Source organism: Actinokineospora sp. HUAS TT18, assembly GCF_051364635.1.
Classification (GTDB): domain Bacteria; phylum Actinomycetota; class Actinomycetes; order Mycobacteriales; family Pseudonocardiaceae; genus Actinokineospora.
Window position 1 is genome coordinate 993,104 of record NZ_CP195645.1, and the last position, 16,954, is coordinate 1,010,057.

16 protein-coding genes are annotated in these 16,954 nt (G+C 72.2%); 9 read left to right on the forward strand and 7 right to left on the reverse strand.

Annotation, left to right across the window (positions count from 1 at the left end; genetic code table 11):
- Positions 1 to 8: 8 nt before the first annotated feature.
- Together ACSHT8_RS04365 and ACSHT8_RS04370 are read right to left on the reverse strand one after the other, a co-directional pair.
- Positions 9 to 869 carry an ABC transporter permease gene (locus ACSHT8_RS04365; RefSeq protein ID WP_436497903.1) on the reverse strand — a complete coding sequence of 287 codons (861 nt, stop codon included), beginning with the start codon at positions 867 to 869 and terminating at the stop codon, positions 9 to 11.
- Positions 866 to 1,810 (reverse strand): ATP-binding cassette domain-containing protein, encoded by a 945-nt coding sequence (locus ACSHT8_RS04370; RefSeq protein WP_436497905.1) that lies wholly within the window; start codon positions 1,808 to 1,810, stop codon positions 866 to 868. The genes ACSHT8_RS04365 and ACSHT8_RS04370 overlap by 4 nt, the downstream gene beginning before the upstream one ends.
- Positions 1,811 to 2,010: 200 nt before the next feature.
- On the opposite strand from ACSHT8_RS04370, the gene ACSHT8_RS04375 reads away from it, so the two are divergent.
- The gene (locus ACSHT8_RS04375) at positions 2,011 to 3,717 is read left to right on the forward strand and encodes an ABC transporter ATP-binding protein (protein ID WP_436497907.1); all 1,707 of its coding nucleotides are present in this window, start codon (positions 2,011 to 2,013) and stop codon (positions 3,715 to 3,717) included.
- Positions 3,714 to 5,444, forward strand: a complete 1,731-nt coding sequence (locus tag ACSHT8_RS04380; protein ID WP_436497909.1) for an ABC transporter ATP-binding protein — start codon at positions 3,714 to 3,716, stop codon at positions 5,442 to 5,444. Before ACSHT8_RS04375 ends, ACSHT8_RS04380 begins: the two co-directional genes overlap by 4 nt.
- Before the next feature lie 70 nt (positions 5,445 to 5,514).
- Here the strand turns inward: ACSHT8_RS04380 and ACSHT8_RS04385 are convergent, their stop codons facing one another.
- Positions 5,515 to 6,090: a dihydrofolate reductase family protein gene (locus ACSHT8_RS04385; RefSeq protein WP_436497910.1), complete on the reverse strand. Its 576-nt coding sequence runs from the start codon at positions 6,088 to 6,090 to the stop codon at positions 5,515 to 5,517.
- Positions 6,091 to 6,252: 162 nt separating this feature from the next.
- On the opposite strand from ACSHT8_RS04385, the gene ACSHT8_RS04390 reads away from it, so the two are divergent.
- Complete coding sequence (locus ACSHT8_RS04390; RefSeq protein ID WP_436497912.1) at positions 6,253 to 7,254, forward strand: aldo/keto reductase; 1,002 nt, start codon at positions 6,253 to 6,255, stop codon at positions 7,252 to 7,254.
- Between the two features lie 39 nt (positions 7,255 to 7,293).
- Here the strand turns inward: ACSHT8_RS04390 and ACSHT8_RS04395 are convergent, their stop codons facing one another.
- The 3 genes from ACSHT8_RS04395 to ACSHT8_RS04405 all read right to left on the reverse strand — a co-directional run bounded on the left by ACSHT8_RS04395 (position 7,294) and on the right by ACSHT8_RS04405 (position 9,284).
- The gene (locus tag ACSHT8_RS04395; RefSeq protein ID WP_436497913.1) at positions 7,294 to 8,241 is read right to left on the reverse strand and encodes a helix-turn-helix transcriptional regulator; all 948 of its coding nucleotides are present in this window, start codon (positions 8,239 to 8,241) and stop codon (positions 7,294 to 7,296) included.
- Complete coding sequence (locus tag ACSHT8_RS04400; protein WP_436497914.1) at positions 8,231 to 8,626, reverse strand: VOC family protein; 396 nt, start codon at positions 8,624 to 8,626, stop codon at positions 8,231 to 8,233. The genes ACSHT8_RS04395 and ACSHT8_RS04400 overlap by 11 nt, the downstream gene beginning before the upstream one ends.
- A 91-nt stretch (positions 8,627 to 8,717) precedes the next feature.
- Positions 8,718 to 9,284, reverse strand: coding sequence for a hypothetical protein (locus ACSHT8_RS04405; RefSeq protein ID WP_436497916.1), 567 nt, complete (start codon positions 9,282 to 9,284; stop codon positions 8,718 to 8,720).
- 158 nt (positions 9,285 to 9,442) lie between these two features.
- Here ACSHT8_RS04405 and ACSHT8_RS04410 point away from each other — a divergent pair, with 158 nt between their 5' ends.
- The 4 genes from ACSHT8_RS04410 (at position 9,443) to ACSHT8_RS04425 (ending at position 14,929) form a co-directional block, all read left to right on the forward strand.
- On the forward strand, positions 9,443 to 11,233 hold the full coding sequence (locus ACSHT8_RS04410; protein ID WP_436497918.1) for a glycosyltransferase family 39 protein: 1,791 nt from the start codon (positions 9,443 to 9,445) through the stop codon (positions 11,231 to 11,233).
- 65 nt (positions 11,234 to 11,298) lie between these two features.
- Positions 11,299 to 12,546 carry a glycosyltransferase gene (locus ACSHT8_RS04415; RefSeq protein WP_436497919.1) on the forward strand — a complete coding sequence of 416 codons (1,248 nt, stop codon included), beginning with the start codon at positions 11,299 to 11,301 and terminating at the stop codon, positions 12,544 to 12,546.
- Positions 12,543 to 14,351: a glycosyltransferase family 39 protein gene (locus ACSHT8_RS04420; protein WP_436497920.1), complete on the forward strand. Its 1,809-nt coding sequence runs from the start codon at positions 12,543 to 12,545 to the stop codon at positions 14,349 to 14,351. The genes ACSHT8_RS04415 and ACSHT8_RS04420 overlap by 4 nt, the downstream gene beginning before the upstream one ends.
- 47 nt (positions 14,352 to 14,398) lie before the next feature.
- Positions 14,399 to 14,929 carry a GNAT family N-acetyltransferase gene (locus ACSHT8_RS04425; protein ID WP_436497922.1) on the forward strand — a complete coding sequence of 177 codons (531 nt, stop codon included), beginning with the start codon at positions 14,399 to 14,401 and terminating at the stop codon, positions 14,927 to 14,929.
- Between the two features lie 36 nt (positions 14,930 to 14,965).
- Here ACSHT8_RS04425 and ACSHT8_RS04430 read toward each other — a convergent pair whose 3' ends face one another.
- Positions 14,966 to 15,619 carry a hypothetical protein gene (locus ACSHT8_RS04430; RefSeq protein WP_436497924.1) on the reverse strand — a complete coding sequence of 218 codons (654 nt, stop codon included), beginning with the start codon at positions 15,617 to 15,619 and terminating at the stop codon, positions 14,966 to 14,968.
- Between the two features lie 127 nt (positions 15,620 to 15,746).
- Between ACSHT8_RS04430 and ACSHT8_RS04435 the strand changes: the two genes are divergently transcribed.
- Positions 15,747 to 16,235 carry a SigE family RNA polymerase sigma factor gene (locus tag ACSHT8_RS04435; RefSeq protein ID WP_436497926.1) on the forward strand — a complete coding sequence of 163 codons (489 nt, stop codon included), beginning with the start codon at positions 15,747 to 15,749 and terminating at the stop codon, positions 16,233 to 16,235.
- On the forward strand, positions 16,232 to 16,954 hold the full coding sequence (locus ACSHT8_RS04440) for a hypothetical protein (RefSeq protein WP_436497928.1): 723 nt from the start codon (positions 16,232 to 16,234) through the stop codon (positions 16,952 to 16,954). The genes ACSHT8_RS04435 and ACSHT8_RS04440 overlap by 4 nt, the downstream gene beginning before the upstream one ends.

A 16,954-nucleotide genomic window follows, 5' to 3' on the forward strand; every position in this document is an offset into this window, starting at 1 on the left:
TTCGCGTTTCAGCGGGTGCGACGGAAGTTGCGCGCGGCGAGCAGGGCACCGAGGGTGGCGGTGACCGCGACCAGGCCGAGCGCGGCGGCCAGCGACCAGCCCAGCGGCTTGTCCAGACACAGCGCCCGGGTCGCGTCGATGGCGTAGGTGACCGGGTTGACCGTGGACACCGTGCGGATCCACCCGGGCATCGCCTGGATCGGCACATACGCGCTGGAGGCGAACATCAGCGGGAACATGACGATGAACGAGATCGCCTGCATCGTCTCCGGCTTGCCCTGCCAGGTGGCCAGCGCGACGAAGATCCAGCCGAGCCCCCACCCGACGACGACCGTCAGCAGCACCGCCGCGACCACGCCGCCCACCCCGGCGGGGGTGAAGTCGAGGAACAGCACCGCGGCGGCCACGGTGACCGCGAGCTGCACCAGCAGCCGCACCGCGTCCGACAGCGTTCGGGCCACCAGCAGGGAGAACAGGCTGATCGGCATCGACCGCAGCCTGCCGATGAATCCGGTGTAGATCTCGGTCAGCATGCCGACCCCGGAACTCATCGCCGTGGTCATCGCGATGTTCACCAGCGTGGCGGGCATGAGGAAGTTGATGTAGCCCTGGTACTCGACCACGCCGGGCATGGTGCCGATGCCGCTGAACACCTGGCTGAACAGCAGCAGCATCACCACCGGCTGCAGGAGCCCGAAGAACACCAGACGGTAGTCGCCGAACGCGGTGCGCAGGGACCGGCCGGTCAGCACGCGGATCTGGGTGGCCATGGAGCTGCCGCCCCAGTCGGTGCTGATGCGCAGCTGGTTGACGTAGAGGACGACGGTGTCGTCGGCCCGTCTGCGGGTCCGGATGGCGTGTCGGCTCACGACTGGCTCCGCGCCGCCCGGTGCAGCGCGAGGTAGACGTCGTCGAGGGTGGGTTCGGTGACGGTCAGGTCGGTCGGCGCGATGCCCCACTTGTCCAGTGCCCGCACGAGCCCGGTGATGTGGTGCCCGGCGGCGACCGGCACGACGATCGCGCAGAACGCCTCTTCCGGCTGGGCGTGGATCCCGGCGTAGGCCAGCGCGCCCGCGGCGTTGCGGGTGGTCGGGACGTCGGCGAAGGTCACCTTGGCCGAGCGGCTGCCCACCTTGGCCTTGAGCGCGGCGGGCGTGCCCTTCGCCACGACGTGCCCACCGGCCAGCACCACGAGTTCCCCGGCCAGCCGGTCGGCCTCCTCCAAGTACTGCGTGGTCAGCACGACCGACGTGCCCTCCTGCGCCAGCCGCTCGATGAACGCCCACAGCTCCGACCGGCTCACCGGGTCGAGGCCGGTCGACGGCTCGTCGAGGAACAGCACCTCTGGCCTGCCCAGCATCCCGGCCGCCAAGTCCAGCCTGCGCCGCATGCCGCCGGAGTAGGTGGCGGGCTTGCGCTTGGCGGCCTCGGTCAGCCCGAACACCGCCAGCAGTTCGTCGGCGCGCGCCGCGGCCTGCTTGGCGGTGGCCCCGAGCAGCCGAGCGACGAGTATCAGGTTGGCCCGGCCGGACAGCGTCTCGTCCACCGAGGTGAACTGGCTGGACATGCCGATGCAGCGGCGCACCTTGTCGCCGTAGCGGACCACGTCCCACCCGCACACCGTCGCCGACCCCTTGGTCGGGCGGGTGCGGGTGGCGAGGATGTCGATGAGGGTCGTCTTCCCGGCCCCGTTGTGGCCAAGCACACCCAGCACCGTCCCCGCGCCGACCTTGAGGTTGACGTTGGTCAGCGCGGCCACGGGTCCGTAGGACTTCCCGAGGCCGACGACGGAGATACGGGGCCGTTCCATCCAGGTTCCCGTCACTTTGCTTGGGGCACAGGGTTTCCACGCGAACATACCGACTGATCAGAGCGCCCCGGAACGATCGCCGTGATCACCGCGTGATTCGTGTGGTTGCCGCGCAGTGACAATCCGCGCTTTGTCCGATGGTGACAAAGCCGCTTGACGCTCCACGGCCCGAGTCACGACGATGAGGTTTGGGGGGTCGCATGAACAAGCGGGTGCCGTACGCCGATCCAGGGACGCCGGACACGCGGGGGCCGTGGCACTACCTGTGGTGGCTGGTGGTCAGCCAGCGTCGCCGCGTCGCGCTCGGCGCGCTGTGGGGCACGACGTGGATGCTGGGCCTGATGGTGCCGCCGTACCTCGTCGCGCGCGCCATCGATGACGGGCTGCGGGCCCGCGACGTCGGCGCGCTGGTGCTGTGGGTGGCGGCGATCCTGCTCAGCGGCGTGGTCAACGCCGTGCTGGGGGCGCTGCGCCACGGCACCATGACCCGGGTGCGCACCGACGCGGCGTACCGCACGGTGCAGGTGATCGCGCGCCGGTCGATCGAGATCGGGGCGGCGCTGCCGCGCCGGGTGTCGGCGGGCGAGTTGACCACGATCCACGGGTCCGACCTGTTCCGCATCGCCCACGCGCTGACGATGACCGGACCCGGGGTCGGCGCCGTCATCGCCTACTCGGCGACCGCGGTCCTGCTGTTCACCATCTCGGGGCTGCTCGCCACCGTCGTCCTCGTCGGGGTCCCGCTGCTGTGTGTCGTCATCGGCCCGCTGATGGCGCGGCTGCGCACGGTCGAAACGGGCTACCGGGCGCGGCAGGGTGAGCTGACGGCGCTGGCCGCCGACATCGTGGCCGGGCTGCGCGTGCTGTGCGGCATCGGCGGCAAGGCGACGTTCGCGGGGAACTACCGGCTGCGGTCGCGCGCCCTGATCCAGGAGGGCTACCGGGTCGGCCGAGTGGCCAGCTGGACCACGGCGGCGGGTGCGTTCCTGCCGATGCTGTTCCTCGCCGCCGTCGTGTGGATCTCCGCGCGGATGGCGGCCGCGGGCACGATCACCGTCGGCGAGATGGCCGCGGTGTACGGGTATGTCGCGGTGCTGGTCGTGCCGGTGTCGTTCCTCATCGACGACACCGACCGGGTGGCCCGCGCGCTGGTGTCGGTGGACCGGGTGCTCAAGGTGCTCAGGCTGACGCCCGACGTCGCCGACGCGGCGGGTGCGCCCGGCCCGCGCGGGCAGGCGCCGCTGCGTGACCCGGAGTCCGGGCTGGTCGTGCCGCCGGGCCGGATGCTCGCGCTCGTCGCCGACGACCCGGCCGCGGCGATCGCGGTGATCGACCGGGTCGGCCGCTACGTCGAGTCGGCCGCGACCTGGGGTGACGTGCCGCTGTCGAGTGTCGCGCTGGCCGAGGTGCGGCGGCGGATCATGGTCAGCGACAACGAGGCGTACCTGTTCGCGGGCCCGCTGCGCGACATGATCGGCGCACCGGCCGACAACGCGGCGGTCGACGCGGCGCTGCGGGTGGCCAACGCCAACGACATCGTCGACGCGCTCGCCGACGGCCTCGACACCGAGATCCAGGCGCAGGGCCGCGACCTGTCCGGCGGCCAGCGGCAGCGCGTCCGGCTGGTCCGGGCGCTGCTGGCCCACCCAGAGGTGCTGCTGCTGGTCGAGCCGACCTCCGCCGTCGACTCCAACACCGAGGCGGTGATCGCCCACCGGCTGCGCGCCGCGCGGGCGGGCCGCACGACCGTGCTGGTGAGCACGTCGCCGCTGGTGCTCGACACCGCCGACGAGGTCGCCTACCTGGTCGACGGGAAGGTGATGGCCACCGGGCGGCACGCCGACCTGGTCGCCGAGGACGGCGGCTACCGCGAACTGGTGTTCCGCGGTCAGGAGGTGCAGGCGTGAGCCGGCTTCCCATCGCCGACCGCCGCACCGTGCGCCGCGCCGCGTGGCGGCTGATCATGGCCGACCGCCCTGCCATGGTCGGCATCATCGTGCTGACCTGCCTGTCCGCGGTCGCGGGCCTCGGCGGGCCGTGGCTGCTGGGCCGCATCATCGACCGCGTCGAACAGGGCACCGCGACCGACGCCGCGATCAACGGCCTCGCACTCGGGGTGGCGGGCAGCGCGGTCGCCTACCTGCTGCTCACCAAGCTGGCCACCGACGCGGCCTACCGCTTCGGCGAGCGCACACTGGCCCGGCTGCGGGAGGACTTCGTCACCGATGTGCTGGCCCTGCCGACCCGCGTGGTGGAACGCGCGGGCACCGGCGACCTCGGCACCCGCGCGTCCGCCGACGTCAACACGGTCGGCTCGGCACTGCGTGACGAGGTGCCGCACGTCGTCGTGGCGGGTATCCGGGTGGTGTTCATCTTCGTCGCGGTGTTCGTCCTGCACCCGCTGCTCGGCTTGTGCGCGCTGGTGGGGCTGCCGCTGATCATCTGGGCGTCGCGCTGGTACCTCGCCCGCGCGCGGGACGCCTACCTCGCCGAAGGCGCGGCGGGCTCGGTGGTCGCCGAGAGCATGGCCGCCACCGCCGACGGCGCCCGAGCCGTGGAGGCATTCGACCTCGGCCGTGCCCGGGTGCGCCACGCCGACGAGGCGGTCGACATCGCGTACCGGTCCCGGATGCGGACGCTGCGCCTGCGGCTGGTGCTGTTCCCGGTGTCGGAGACGTCCCACGCGCTGCCGATGGCCGCGATCCTGCTCGTCGGCGGACTGTCCTACTTGGACGGGAAGCTGTCGCTGGGCGCGGTGGTGGCGGGCAGCCTCTTCATGTGGCAGCTCGTCGAGCCGCTCGACCGGGTCCTGATGTGCCTGGAGCAGCTGCAGAGCGGCGCCGCGTCGTTCGCCCGTGTGGCCGGTGTCGGCTGCGTGCCCGACCCCGGTGTGGTCGCGTCGGCCGCACCGGTCGACGACCAACTCGAGGTGCGCGGGGTCTCCTTCGCCTACCACGACGGCCACGACGTCCTGCGCGACGTCGACCTGACGGTGCGGCCGGGGGAGCGGCTGGCGATCGTGGGCCCGTCCGGCGCGGGCAAGTCGACGCTGGGCCGCCTGCTGTCCGGAATGGACACACCGCGGACGGGGTCGGTGCGGGTGGGCGGGGTCGACGTGGCGGCGCTGCCGGTGGCGGAGCTGAGCAAGCGGATCGTCCTGGTCACCCAGGAACATCACGTCTTCATCGGCTCCCTGCGCGAGAACCTGACCATGGCCGCCCCCGACGCGTCCGAGTCAGACCTGCGCGCCGCTTTGGCCGCCGTCGACGCCGACTGGGCGCTGGACTTGCCTCTGGACACCCGCCTCGGCGCCGGTGGCGTCCACCTCGATGCCGCTCGCTCCCAACAGTTGGCCCTGGCCCGAGTCGTCCTGGCCGACCCGCACACAGTGATCCTCGACGAGGCCATGGCCCTGCTGGACCCCACGACGGCCCGCCACACCGAACGCTCCCTCGGCGCCGTCCTGGCAGGCCGCACCGTGATCGCCATCGCCCACCGCCTCCACACCGCCCACGACGCCGACCGCGTCGCCGTGGTCGAGGCGGGCCGCGTCACCGAACTCGGCCCCCACGACGAACTCGTCGCCGCGGGCGGCTCCTACGCGGCACTCTGGCGGTCCTGGCAGGCGGGCTGACCCGTGGAGCGGCACTCCCGCCCGGGGTCGCCGGGCGGGAGTGCCGAGTCGGGGACAGCCGAGCCGTGGGTCAGCCCTCGGTCTTGGCGGCGGGCCGGTAGGTCTGGAGGAGCACGTTCGGTCCGACGTTGCGGGATTCGACGAGTTCGAGGTCGCTGGCGCTGTTGTTGAAGAGGCGCTTGCCGGAGCCGAGGACGACCGGGTGCACCATCAGGCGGTATTCGTCGATGAGGTCGTGTTCGCGGAGGGTGTCGATGAGTACGGAGCTGCCCGCGATGAGGATGTCGCCGTCGTGGGCGGCTTTGACCTTGGCGACCTCTTCGGCGACGTTGTCAGCGATGACGGTGGTGTTGTTCCAGGTGGCCTCGGTCAGGGTGGTGGAGACGACGTATTTGGGCATGGAGTTCATCTTGTCGGCGAACCCGGCCTCGTCGGTCATCTCCGGCCAGGCGGCGGCGAAGGCCTCGTAGGTCTTGCGGCCCAGCAGCTGGGCGTCGGCGGCCATCAGTTCCTCGAACTTGAACGCGTCGCCGTCGGGGGCGGGGTTCTTGAAGCTCCAGCCGCCGTGCTCGAAGCCCTCGGCGCCGCCCGGGTCCTCGATGACGCCGTCGAGCGAGACGAACTGTGTGACAACCAGCTTGCCCATGATGATCTCCTTCGGTCTCGGCCCCTGTGGTGGAACCCTCTGTTGTGTTCGGCTGTCCTTGCCGCTCACTTAACCGTCGATCGGCCACCGGCGAAATCGACAGACTGCTCGAAAGAAACTTTTGGGGGACTTTGTGAGCGGCCCGCGACCTAGGGTGGAAGCATGTTGCGACGCACCATCGGCGACGAACGCCTGCGGCTGGATGTCAGCCGCCTGTGCCTGGGGACGATGAACTTCGGCACCCGCACCGACGAGGCGACCTCGTTCGCGATCCTCGACCGCTTCCGCGACGCGGGCGGCACCTTCCTCGACACCTCGAACAACTACAACCAGTGGCTCGGCGAGGGCGGCGACAGCGAGGCCCTGCTGGGCCGGTGGCTGAAGTCCCGTTCCGCCGACATGGTGGTGGCGACCAAGGTGGGCGGCCGCGTCAAGGTCCAAGGGGAGGAGCCGACGGCGGACAACCGGGAAGGTCTGTCGGCCGAGGCGATCCGCAAGGCGGCCGAGGGCTCACTGAGCAGGCTCGGAGTGGACCGGCTCGACGTCTACTACGCCCACGTCGACGACCGCTCGGTCGACCTGGAGGAAACCGTCGGCGCGTTCGCGGAACTCGCGGCGGCAGGGACGGCGGGGGTCATCGGCTGCGGCAACATCGCCAGCTGGCGCATCGAGCGCGCCCGCCAACTCGCGGCCCGCCACGGCTGGGCGCCCTACACGTGCGCGCAGCAGGCCCACACCTATCTCGTGCCGCGCGCCCGCGCCCGGCAGCTGCACATCGTCAGCGACGAGATCGCCGACTACGCCGCGAGCACCCCCGACTTCACCGTCACCGCGTACTCGCCGCTGTTCGCCGGCTACTACGCCCGCCGCGCGCGGCCGCGTGAGCTGCCGACCGACGCGGTGTCGAGCTGGCGGCGGTTGGAGGTCCCCGGAACGGACTACGACCACGCGTCGAACTGGCGGCGGCTGGAGGCCCTGGACCAGGTGGTCGCCGAGACCGGCGCGACGCCCAACCAGGTCGTGCTCGCGTGGATCCTGGGTGGCCAGATCCCGCTCATCCCGATCTTCAGTGCCAGCTCGGTCGAGCAGCTCGACGAGTGCCTGGGCGCGCTCGACCTCGTCCTGGACGACGAACACCGCAAGCGGCTCGACGAGGCCTGCTGAGACCCGGCTGGGGCGGACCCTGCATCCGCCCCAGCCTGCTCACTCGGCTGGCCCATACCGGTCCGACAGCTCCCGCCCGATGCGAGCCAGCTCCGCGCGGACGGACTCGGGTTCGAGCACCTCGACCAGCCCGCCCCAGCCCGCGAGGTGCTGGGCGATGTTCAACGCGATCGGCGCGGCGAGCCGCACCCGGGTCCGCCCGTCGGCCTCGGTGCCCTCGACGTGGCAGTGGCGGCCGAATTGGTCGCGCAGGACGTACACGAACCGCGCAGGGACAAGCACGGTCGCCGACAGCAGCGACCGCTTCCGCTCGACCTCGCCGACCACCTCGTCCCACGCGGCGGCCAGCTCGAAGTCGTCCGGCCGCTCAGCGGTCTGGTCGAGGACGTCGGCGGCGATGATCCTTTCGACGCGGAAGGTGCGTCTGCCCTTGTCGGTGCCCGCGATCAGGTACCAGGTCTCGTCCTTGTCGACCAGCCCCCACGGGTCGACCACCCGCCGCGACGGCTCGCCGCGCCCGCCGTAAGTGAGGTCGACTCGGCGCCGCTGGACGACGGCGGACTGGAGCAGGTCGACCATCGGCGGCCGGTCGCGGCCGCGTTCACCCCAGCCGGTCGGGTCGACCACGACCGCGTCGGCCGCGGCCTCCGCTTCGGCGCGGAACGTATCCGGCAAGGCCCGCACCAGCTTGCGCAGCGCCGACTTGACCTGCGGGGAAACCGACGCGGCCGGTCCGGCGAGCAGGAACAGCGCCTGGGCTTCCTGGGCGGTCAGCCCGGACAGGTCGGTGCGGGCGCCGCCGACGAGCGACCACCCGCCGCCGCGGCCCGGCTGCGGATAGACCGGGACCCCGGCGGCGGACAGGGCTTCGAGGTCGCGGCGCGCGGTGGCGACCGAGACCTCGAGTTCCCCGGCGAGGTCCGCGGCGGTCACCCGGCCGCGGGCCTGCATGAGGAGGAGTACGGCGATGAGCCGGTCAGCCCGCATTCCGCTCCAGCACCGAGAAGTAGTGCACGTTGGTCATGATCCCGAGGACGTTGCCGAACGGGTCGGTGACCGACGCGGTGACGAAGCCGGGTCCACGCTCACGGGGCGCGTCGTGCTCCTTGGCGCCGAGGTCGAGCAGGCGGGCGTAGGTGGCGTCGAGGTCGTCGACGGCCCAGTAGACGATCGTGCCGACGCCGTCGGTGGTGCCGGGCGGGGCGTAGGCGGCGTCGATGATCCCCAGCTCGTGCTCGTAGTCACCCACGCGGAACTCGTAGTACCCGGGCCGGTGGAAGTAGGGCTCGACGCCGATGAACTCGGTGTACCAGGCCCGCGCCGCCTCCAGGTCCTCGGCGAAGAACGAGACGGTGGTGAGTCCTCGCAGCATTTGGTCTTCCCTTTCGCTCGGTGTACCACCAGCCTGCCGCCTGAAGTGCTCATCCACTGAGCACTTTAGCGGCGGCTTCCGAGCAGGTGGCCTACGAGGTCGTGGGCGGCTGGTCCTCATCCTGACGCGGCGGGGCCCCGGGCGGCTGGTTGCCGCCGCCAGGACCCATCCCCGGGCCGCCCGCGCCGCGGGTCGACACCGAGTCGGCCGTCGCCGAGTCGCCGGACGGGGTCGCGATCACAGTGACGGTGTCCCCGGCCTCGACGGCGGCGCGGACGGTGTCGGCGTCGATCGTGTAGGTCTTGGTGTACCCGTCGACGCTCTTCGCGGTGATCGCTGAGTCGCTGACCTCGGTGACCTCGCCGGTCTGCGTGAGCTTCGTGGTGTACCCGCCGTTGCCGTCGGACACCACGAACTCCCCGTGCAGCGCCCCCATCAGCCCGCGCCCGCCGCCGTTCGGCCCGCCCATGCCCGGCCCGCCCGGACCACCACGGTCAGCCGAGGTCGCCGCGGACGCGCCACCCGCGGCGTAGACCGCGAACCCGCCCGCGCCCGCCACACCCAGGGCCACCGCGGTCGCGGCGACCGTCTTCTTCCACGACCACCGGGGCTGGGTCCGCTCGGGCGCGGGACCGCCCCAGGTGCTTGGCTCGGTCATCGTTTCCTCCTGTGGTCAAACGGCTTGATGGAATCCACCCTCGCCGCGCTCGCTGTGCCCACCCTGTGCGTCGCGTGGGCATCGGCTATGTCCCAGGCACAGCCGCCGCACAGCGACGGCACACGATCCGCCCAGCCCCACCCGACACCGTGGCGGCCATGACCCTCGTCGCCGAACGTCCCGTGCGCGTCAAACCCAAGGCCGCCACCGCTTTCCTGCTCGCGGGCACCGCGGTGCTGTACCTGTGGAACCTCGGCTCGTCCGGCTGGGCCAACGCCTACTACTCCGCCGCCGCCCAAGCGGGCGCGCAGAGCTGGTCTGCGTGGTTCTTCGGCGCCACCGACGCGGCGGGCGGCATCACCGTCGACAAGACCCCGGCGTCGGTCTGGCTCATGGGTCTGTCAGTGCGCCTGTTCGGCCTCAACCCGTGGAGCATCCTGGTCCCGCAGGCACTCGCGGGCGTCGGCGCGGTGTGGCTGCTCTACGCCGCCGTTCGCCGCTGGTCCGGCGAGGCCGCGGGATTGCTCGCCGGGGCGGCGCTCGCGCTGACCCCGGTGGCGGCGTTGATGTTCCGCTTCAACAACCCTGACGCTCTCTTGGTCCTGCTACTGGTCGCGGGCGCCTACGCGACAGTCCGCGCGGTCGAGGCGGCCAGTCCGCGCTGGCTGATGCTGGCCGGAGCCGCCGTCGGTTTCGCGTTCCTGACCAAGATGCTTCAGGCGTTCCTCGTCCTGCCCGCGTTCGGGCTCGTCTATCTGATCGCGGCGCCGACCCGCCTGCGGTCCCGGATCATCCACTTGGGAGCGGCGGTCGGCGCGATGGTCGTCGCGGGCGGTTGGTGGGTGCTGATCGTCGAACTCGTCCCCGCCGGGAGCAGGCCGTTCATCGGTGGCTCCCAGTCGAACAGCGTCCTCGAACTCGCCTTGGGCTACAACGGGTTGGGCAGGCTGACCGGCGACGAGGTCGGCAGTGTCGGCGGTGGCGCGGGCTGGGGCCAGTCCGGCTGGTCGCGGCTGTTCGGCTCGGAGATGGGCGGCGAGATCGCGTGGCTGCTGCCCGCGGCCCTGCTCGCGCTGGTGGGCGGACTCTGGCTGACCCGCCGCGCCCCGCGCACCAACCGGACCCGGGCGGCGTTGCTGCTGTGGGGACTGTGGCTCGTGGTCACGGGCGCGGTGTTCAGCCTGATGGACGGCATCATCCACCCCTACTACGCCGTCGCGCTCGCCCCGGCTGTCGCGGCGCTGTTCGGCATCGGCGCGGTGACCGCGTGGCGGGCGCGTGCCGAGCCGGTCGGGATCGGCCTGCTTGCCGCCGGGACCGCGATCACCGCGCTGGAGGCGTTCCTGCTGCTCGGCCGCGAGCCCGACTGGCTGCCCTGGCTGCGGCCGGTCGTGCTGTTCGGCGGCCTCGCCGCCGCGGTCCTGGTCGTCCTCGTCCCCGCTCTCCCCACCGCGCTAGGACGTGGCGTCGCCATCGCGGCGCTGGTCAGCGCGTTGATCAGTCCAGCTGCCTACTCCGCGGCGACCGCCGCGACCCCGCACTCGGGGGCACTGCCCTCGGTCGGGCCAGGCAACGCGCGAGGCCCCGGGGGAGGGATGGGTGGGCTCCTCGGCGCCCCGACACCGTCCGACCGCGTCGCCGCCATGATCACCGCCGACGGCCACACCTGGGCGGCCGCGGTGGTCGGGTCGAACAACGCCGCGGGGTACCAGCTCGCCGCGGGCGTGCCGGTCCTCGCGGTCGGCGGGTTCAACGGCACCGACCCCGCGCCCACCCTCGCCGAGTTCCAGCGGCTCGTCGCCGACGGCCGCATCCACTGGTTCATCGGCGGCACCCTCCCGCGCTCGGCGACCGGCAGCGACGCCGCCCGGCGCATCGCGGCGTGGGTCGAGGCGAACTACGACAGCACCACAGTCGACGGGGTCACCCTGTTCGACCTGAGCCGGTGAACCGCACAGCGCGCGCACAGGTCGGCCACACGGCCCACCCAGCGCGGACCCCGATCGTCGAGACCATGACAGCGACCTCGATGCCACTGCCGACCCGCGGCCCAGTGCCCACCACGGCGCAGGCCACCGTCCTTGACGTCGTCGTGCCCGTCCACAACGAGGAACACGACCTCGAACCATGCGTGCGCAGGCTCCACGCCCACCTCGAAACCCACTTCCCGTACCGGTTCCGCGTCACCATCGCCGACAACGCCAGCGCCGACGGCACCTGGGCCGCCGCGCAGGCGCTGGCCGAGGAACTGCCGGACGTGCGCGCGGTGCGGCTGGCGGAGAAGGGCCGCGGCCGGGCGCTGCACGCCACGTGGCTCGGCTCCGACGCCGAGGTGCTGGCGTACATGGACGTCGACCTCGCCACCGACCTCGCCGCGCTGTCCCCGCTGGTGGCGCCGCTGATCTCCGGGCACTCCGACATCGCGATCGGCAGCAGGCTCGCCCGCGGCGCCCGGGTCGTGCGCGGTCCCAAGCGGGAACTGATCTCCCGCGCCTACAACCTGCTCCTGCGCGGCACCCTGGCCGCGCGCTTCTCCGACGCGCAGTGCGGCTTCAAGGCGATCCGCGCCGACGTCGCGCGCGAGCTGCTGCCCCACGTCGCCGACACCGGCTGGTTCTTCGACACCGAGCTGCTGGTGCTGGCGCAGCGCGCGGGCCTGCGCATCCACGAGGTCCCGGTCGACTGGATCGACGACCCGGACAGCCGCGTCGACATCGTCGCCACCGCCTTGGCCGACCTGCGCGGCATCGCCCGGCTCGGCCGCGGCCTGGCCACCGGCGTCATCCCCATCGCGCGCCTGCGCGACCAGCTGGCCCGCGGCGCGATCAGCGCCGACCCACCGGGCGTGCCGACCGGCATGCTGCGCCAACTCGTCCGGTTCGCCGCGGTCGGCGTCATCAGCACTCTGGCCTACCTGGTGCTGTTCGTCGCGCTGCGCGGGCAGGTCGGACCGCAGGGGGCCAACCTGGTCGCGCTGCTGGTCACCGCCGTGGGCAACACCGCCGCCAACCGCCGCCTCACGTTCGGCGTGCGCGGCTCCCACGGCGCGGCCAAGCACCAGGCGCAGGGTCTGCTGGTGTTCGTCCTGGGTCTGGGCCTCACCAGCGGCGCCCTCGCGGTGCTGCACGGGCTCACCATGCCAGGCAGGGGCACCGAGCTGGCGGTCCTCGTCGGCGCCAACCTCCTGGCCACCGTCCTGCGCTTCCTCCTGCTGCGTGGCTGGGTCTTCCGGCCCGCCAAGTCCATTGTGGAGTCACGATGACCGCGACCTTGACCCGTCCCGCCCCTGCCGCGACGCCCCGGGATCGGTCGACGCGCTGGGAGCGTCCCGCGCTGATCACCCTGCTCGCCGCCACCGCGCTGCTCTACCTGTGGAATCTCGGCGCGTCCGGGATGGCCAACCAGTTCTACGCCGCGGCCGTGCAGGCCGGGACCGAGGACTGGAAGGCGCTGTTCTTCGGCTCGCTCGACGCGGGCAACACGATCACCGTCGACAAGCCGCCCGCCTCGCTGTGGCTGATGGCGCTGTCCGGGCGGATCTTCGGCTTCTCGACGTGGAGCATGCTGGTGCCGCAGGCGCTGGCGGGGGTGGCCACGGTGTGGCTGCTCCACCGGACCGTCCGCCGCTGGTCCGGCCCCGGCGCGGGCCTGCTCGCCGGCACGGCACTCGCGCTGACCCCGGTAGCCGCGCTCATGTTCAAGTTCAACAACCCCGACGCGCTGCTCACGCTGCTGCTGGTCGCGGGCGCCTACTGCACCGTCCGCGCGGTGGAGAAGGCGAGCCCGGCGTGGCTGATGCTCGCCGGGGTCGCGGTCGGCTTCGGATTCCTGACCAAGATGCTGCAGGCGTTCCTTGTGTTGCCCGCGTTCGGGCTCGCCTACCTGATCGCGGCGCCGACCCGCCTGCGGTCCCGGATCGTCCACTTGGGAGCGGCGCTGGCCGCGGTCGTCGTCTCCGCCGGATGGTTCATCGCCGTCGCCGACCTCTGGCCCGCCGCGTCCCGCCCGTACGTCGGCGGGTCGACCGACAACACGGTCTTGGACCTGGCTCTCGGCTACAACGGCCTCGGCCGCATCTTCGGCGGCGGCGGCAACCCGGGCGGCGGGATGGGCGGCGGCAACACCGCCTTCGGCGGGGCGACCGGCTGGGACCGGATGTTCGGCACCGCGTTCGGCTCCGAGGTGTCGTGGCTGCTGCCCGCCGCACTGATCGCCCTGGTCGCGGGCCTGTGGTTCACCCGTCGCGCGCCGCGCACCGACCGCACGCGGGCCGGGTTGCTGCTGTGGGGCGGGTGGACGCTGGTGACGGCGGCGGTGTTCAGCTTCATGCAGGGCGTGGTCCACCCGTACTACGCCGTCGCGCTCGCACCGGGCGTCGTCGGCTTGGTCGCCATCGGCGCGCGTGAGCTGTGGCGCGGTCGTGACCACACCCCGGCCCGGCTGGTGCTCGCGGCGATGGTCGCGGTTTCGGCGGCGTGGGCTTTCGTCCTGCTGACCCGCGACGGCGACTGGCTGCCGTGGCTGCGCTGGGCCATCGCGATCGCCGGTGTGGGCGCGAGCACGGCCATCGCCATGGGCGTGCACCAGTTCCGGCGCGCGGGCACGGTCATCGCGGTGGTGGCGGTCCTGGCTGGTCTCGGCGGTACGGCCGCGTACACGGTCGCCACCGCCGCCACGGCGCACGGCGGGTCGATCCCGGTGTCCGGCCCGTCGTCCACCGCCCAGCCCATGGGCGGCATGTCCCGGGCGGTCAGCGCCGAGTTGGTCAGCGCGTTGCGGGCCACCACCGGCCGCTGGGCCGCGGCGAGCACCGGCTCCCAGGGCGCGGCGAGCCTGCAACTGGCGAGCGGGCGACCCGTGATGGCCATCGGCGGCTTCAACGGCTCGGACCCCGCGCCGACGCTGGCGGAGTTCCAGACCTACGTGCGGGCGGGGGAGATCGGCTACTACATCGAGGGCGGTCGAGGCGGCGGCCCGGGCGGCGGTGGCGGCGAGATCGCCGCGTGGGTCCAGGCGAACTTCACCCCGACCACGATCGGCGGCACGACGGTCTACGACCTGGGCTAGGGCCTTATTGGTTTGCCGTCGGCGGACCGGTCGGATAGGAAGCCTGCATGCTCAAAGGCACCAAGGTCGGCCTCCGGGCCCGGCACGAGGACGACATCCCGATCCTTCGGGCCGAGCTCTACGACGACGTGGTCAACTCGGCGCGGGCCGAGGCGGGTCCGTGGCGGCCGATCCGGCCCGGCTCGAACGACCCGCGGCTCGTGGTGGACGAGCAGGATCAGCGGCGCGTCCCGTTCTCGGTGGTGGAGCTGGACGGCGGCACGCTCGTCGGCACCGCGGTCCTGGCGAACATCGACAACCACAACCGGTCCGCCCACATCGGCCTCGGCCTGCTGCCGCTCTCGCGCGGCAAGGGCTATGGCACCGACGTGGTCGCGGTGCTGTGCCACTACGGGTTCATCGCGCGCGGCCTGCGGCGTCTGCAGATCGAGACGCTGGCGGACAACGCGGCGATGCTGCGCTCGGCCGAGGCCAACGGGTTCGTCCGCGAGGGCGTGCTGCGGTCCTCGTCCTGGGTGATGGGCGAGTTCCTGGACCAGGTGGTGCTCGGGCTGCTCGCCGAGGAGTGGAAGGGCTAGCGGTGCCGGGGCCGTGCGACCCCGGCACCGGCGAGGTCAGCCGCGGCCGAACTGGTTGTTGCCCAGCGGCAGCGGCTTGCCCGCCGCGTCGAACGCGGCGAGGTCGGTCGGCTCGATGGTCGAGTAGTCGAACCACCACACCTTGATCGACGGGTCCACGCTCCAGTCGGCCTGGTGGGCTTGAACGGTCTTGCCGCCGATCCTGGCGGTGATCTTCGCCGCAGGCCCGGCGTAGTAGCCGAAGGCGGGGATGCGGCCGGTCTCGAAGGCGATGCTGGCGCCGTGGAAGCCGGGGGCCTTGTCCGAGCCCACGGTCTCGTTGGTGGCGTAGATGCCGTCGAACACGCCCTGGGCGTTGGTGCGGCCCGCGAGCAATCCGAAGTGGATCTCCGGAAGCTGCGCGATGTCGACCTTGGTGAAGCGGAACTCCAGTTCGCCGCCCGGCCCGCGGACCCCGGTCTTGACCGGCTCGCCGAGGAAGACGTGTTCCGGCTCGGCCGGCGCGGACGTGCTGCCCGGGCGCGGCGGGCGGGTCGGCTCGCCCGCGGTCGGCTTCGCGGGCTGCGCGGCCGCGACGACGACGCTCTCCGGCTCGCCGCTGGAGGTGGCCATGGCGACCCCGGAGGTGGCGATGGCCGCGGCGCCGATCGCGACCGCGGTGATGGCCCAGCGCCGGTTCAGTCCTGACATGTGGTGACCCCTGTTCGGTTGGATTGCCGTGCGCCGGGGAAGACGGGACCGACCCCGGGAAAAGTTCTTCCCGCGGCGCGCAACTTTTCCGGCGGGCGACTCGTCTGGCAGGGCATGGGGGATCCGCATGGCACGAGGTGACACGGAGTTCGTCGAGTTCGTGCAAGCCGCGTCCGGCAGGCTGCTGCACGCGGCCTTTCTGCTGACCAGCGACCGGCACCAGGCGGAGGACGTCGTGCAGACCGCGTTGGCGCGCACGTACGCCTCGTGGTCGCGCATCCGCGGCCAGGATCCGTACGCCTACACCCGCAAGACCATGGTCAACCACGTGATCGACCGCTGGCGCAGGCCGCTGCGGGAACACCCCGCCGAGACGGTGCCGGAGCGGCCGGTGGCGGGCGGCGAGGGGCTCGTGGTGGAGCGGGACTGGCTGATGGACATGCTCGACGGCCTCACCGCGCGCGAGCGATCCGTCGTCGTGCTGCGCCACTACTTCGATCTGCCGGAGGCCGATGTGGCCAGTGAGCTGCGGATCTCGGTCGGCACGGTCAAGAGCACCAACGCCCGCGCGCTGGGCAAGCTGCGCACCACCACCGCGAACGGAGGCAGGCGATGAGCGATCTCGAAAGCCTCCGCGCCGCACTGCGCGAACCCCCGCCGACCGCGTTCAGCCCGATCGACCTCGACCGCGTCATGGCCGAGGGCTCCCGCCTGCGCCGCCGCCGTCAACTGCGCGTGGTCGGGGGATCGGTCGCCGTCGTGGCCACCGTGACCGCGGTGGCGGTGGTGGGCGCGGCCTGGCTGCGGCCCTCGGCGTCAGTCGAGGTCGGCACTCCGCCCACGATCTCCTCGACGAGCCCGCCTGCCACCACGCCCCCGACCGCTACCGAGGATGTGGGCAACCAGGTCCTCGGCGAGCTGGTCCGCACGGGCACGGCCGACTCGGCGGGCGAGTTGGTCTTCTACTTCCACGACTTGGGCCAGGGCCGCTTCGGCGTGAGCGGAGCACGTCGAGCCGCCGACGGGACGATCGTCGACCGCTACGCCACCAACGAGACCGTGGGTCACGACAAGGCCCCCGGCTTCCATGGCGCCAGCGTCGCCTTCGAGACCGGCCGCATCCCGGCGTTCGGCTACTACTCGGGTCCGGCGGCGAAGATCACCGCCAAGATCGGCGGCAAGACCGTTCAAGCCCACCAGGCCGCGTGGAGCCTGGATCCGTCGATCAAGGTGTGGTGGTTCGACTACTCCACTACCGAGCCGACCAAACTGGCCGCGTTCGACGCGGCGGGCAAGCCGCTGCCGCTGGGCAACGACCAGTTCGGCCGGGGCTGA

What these genes read in the sequence shown, in the direction of transcription:
- ACSHT8_RS04395 (WP_436497913.1), bottom strand. Translation starts at nt 8,241, where the DNA reads ATGCGGGCTGACCGGCTCATCGCCGTACTCCTCCTCATGCAGGCCCGC.
- ACSHT8_RS04420 (WP_436497920.1), top strand. Translation starts at nt 12,543, where the DNA reads ATGACCGCGACCTTGACCCGTCCCGCCCCTGCCGCGACGCCCCGGGAT.
- ACSHT8_RS04425 (WP_436497922.1), top strand. Translation starts at nt 14,399, where the DNA reads ATGCTCAAAGGCACCAAGGTCGGCCTCCGGGCCCGGCACGAGGACGAC.
- ACSHT8_RS04430 (WP_436497924.1), bottom strand. Translation starts at nt 15,619, where the DNA reads ATGTCAGGACTGAACCGGCGCTGGGCCATCACCGCGGTCGCGATCGGC.
- ACSHT8_RS04435 (WP_436497926.1), top strand. Translation starts at nt 15,747, where the DNA reads ATGGCACGAGGTGACACGGAGTTCGTCGAGTTCGTGCAAGCCGCGTCC.
- ACSHT8_RS04405 (WP_436497916.1), bottom strand. Translation starts at nt 9,284, where the DNA reads ATGACCGAGCCAAGCACCTGGGGCGGTCCCGCGCCCGAGCGGACCCAG.
- ACSHT8_RS04385 (WP_436497910.1), bottom strand. Translation starts at nt 6,090, where the DNA reads ATGGGCAAGCTGGTTGTCACACAGTTCGTCTCGCTCGACGGCGTCATC.
- ACSHT8_RS04400 (WP_436497914.1), bottom strand. Translation starts at nt 8,626, where the DNA reads ATGCTGCGAGGACTCACCACCGTCTCGTTCTTCGCCGAGGACCTGGAG.
- ACSHT8_RS04390 (WP_436497912.1), top strand. Translation starts at nt 6,253, where the DNA reads ATGTTGCGACGCACCATCGGCGACGAACGCCTGCGGCTGGATGTCAGC.
- ACSHT8_RS04440 (WP_436497928.1), top strand. Translation starts at nt 16,232, where the DNA reads ATGAGCGATCTCGAAAGCCTCCGCGCCGCACTGCGCGAACCCCCGCCG.
- ACSHT8_RS04370 (WP_436497905.1), bottom strand. Translation starts at nt 1,810, where the DNA reads ATGGAACGGCCCCGTATCTCCGTCGTCGGCCTCGGGAAGTCCTACGGA.
- ACSHT8_RS04415 (WP_436497919.1), top strand. Translation starts at nt 11,299, where the DNA reads ATGACAGCGACCTCGATGCCACTGCCGACCCGCGGCCCAGTGCCCACC.
- ACSHT8_RS04375 (WP_436497907.1), top strand. Translation starts at nt 2,011, where the DNA reads ATGAACAAGCGGGTGCCGTACGCCGATCCAGGGACGCCGGACACGCGG.
- ACSHT8_RS04410 (WP_436497918.1), top strand. Translation starts at nt 9,443, where the DNA reads ATGACCCTCGTCGCCGAACGTCCCGTGCGCGTCAAACCCAAGGCCGCC.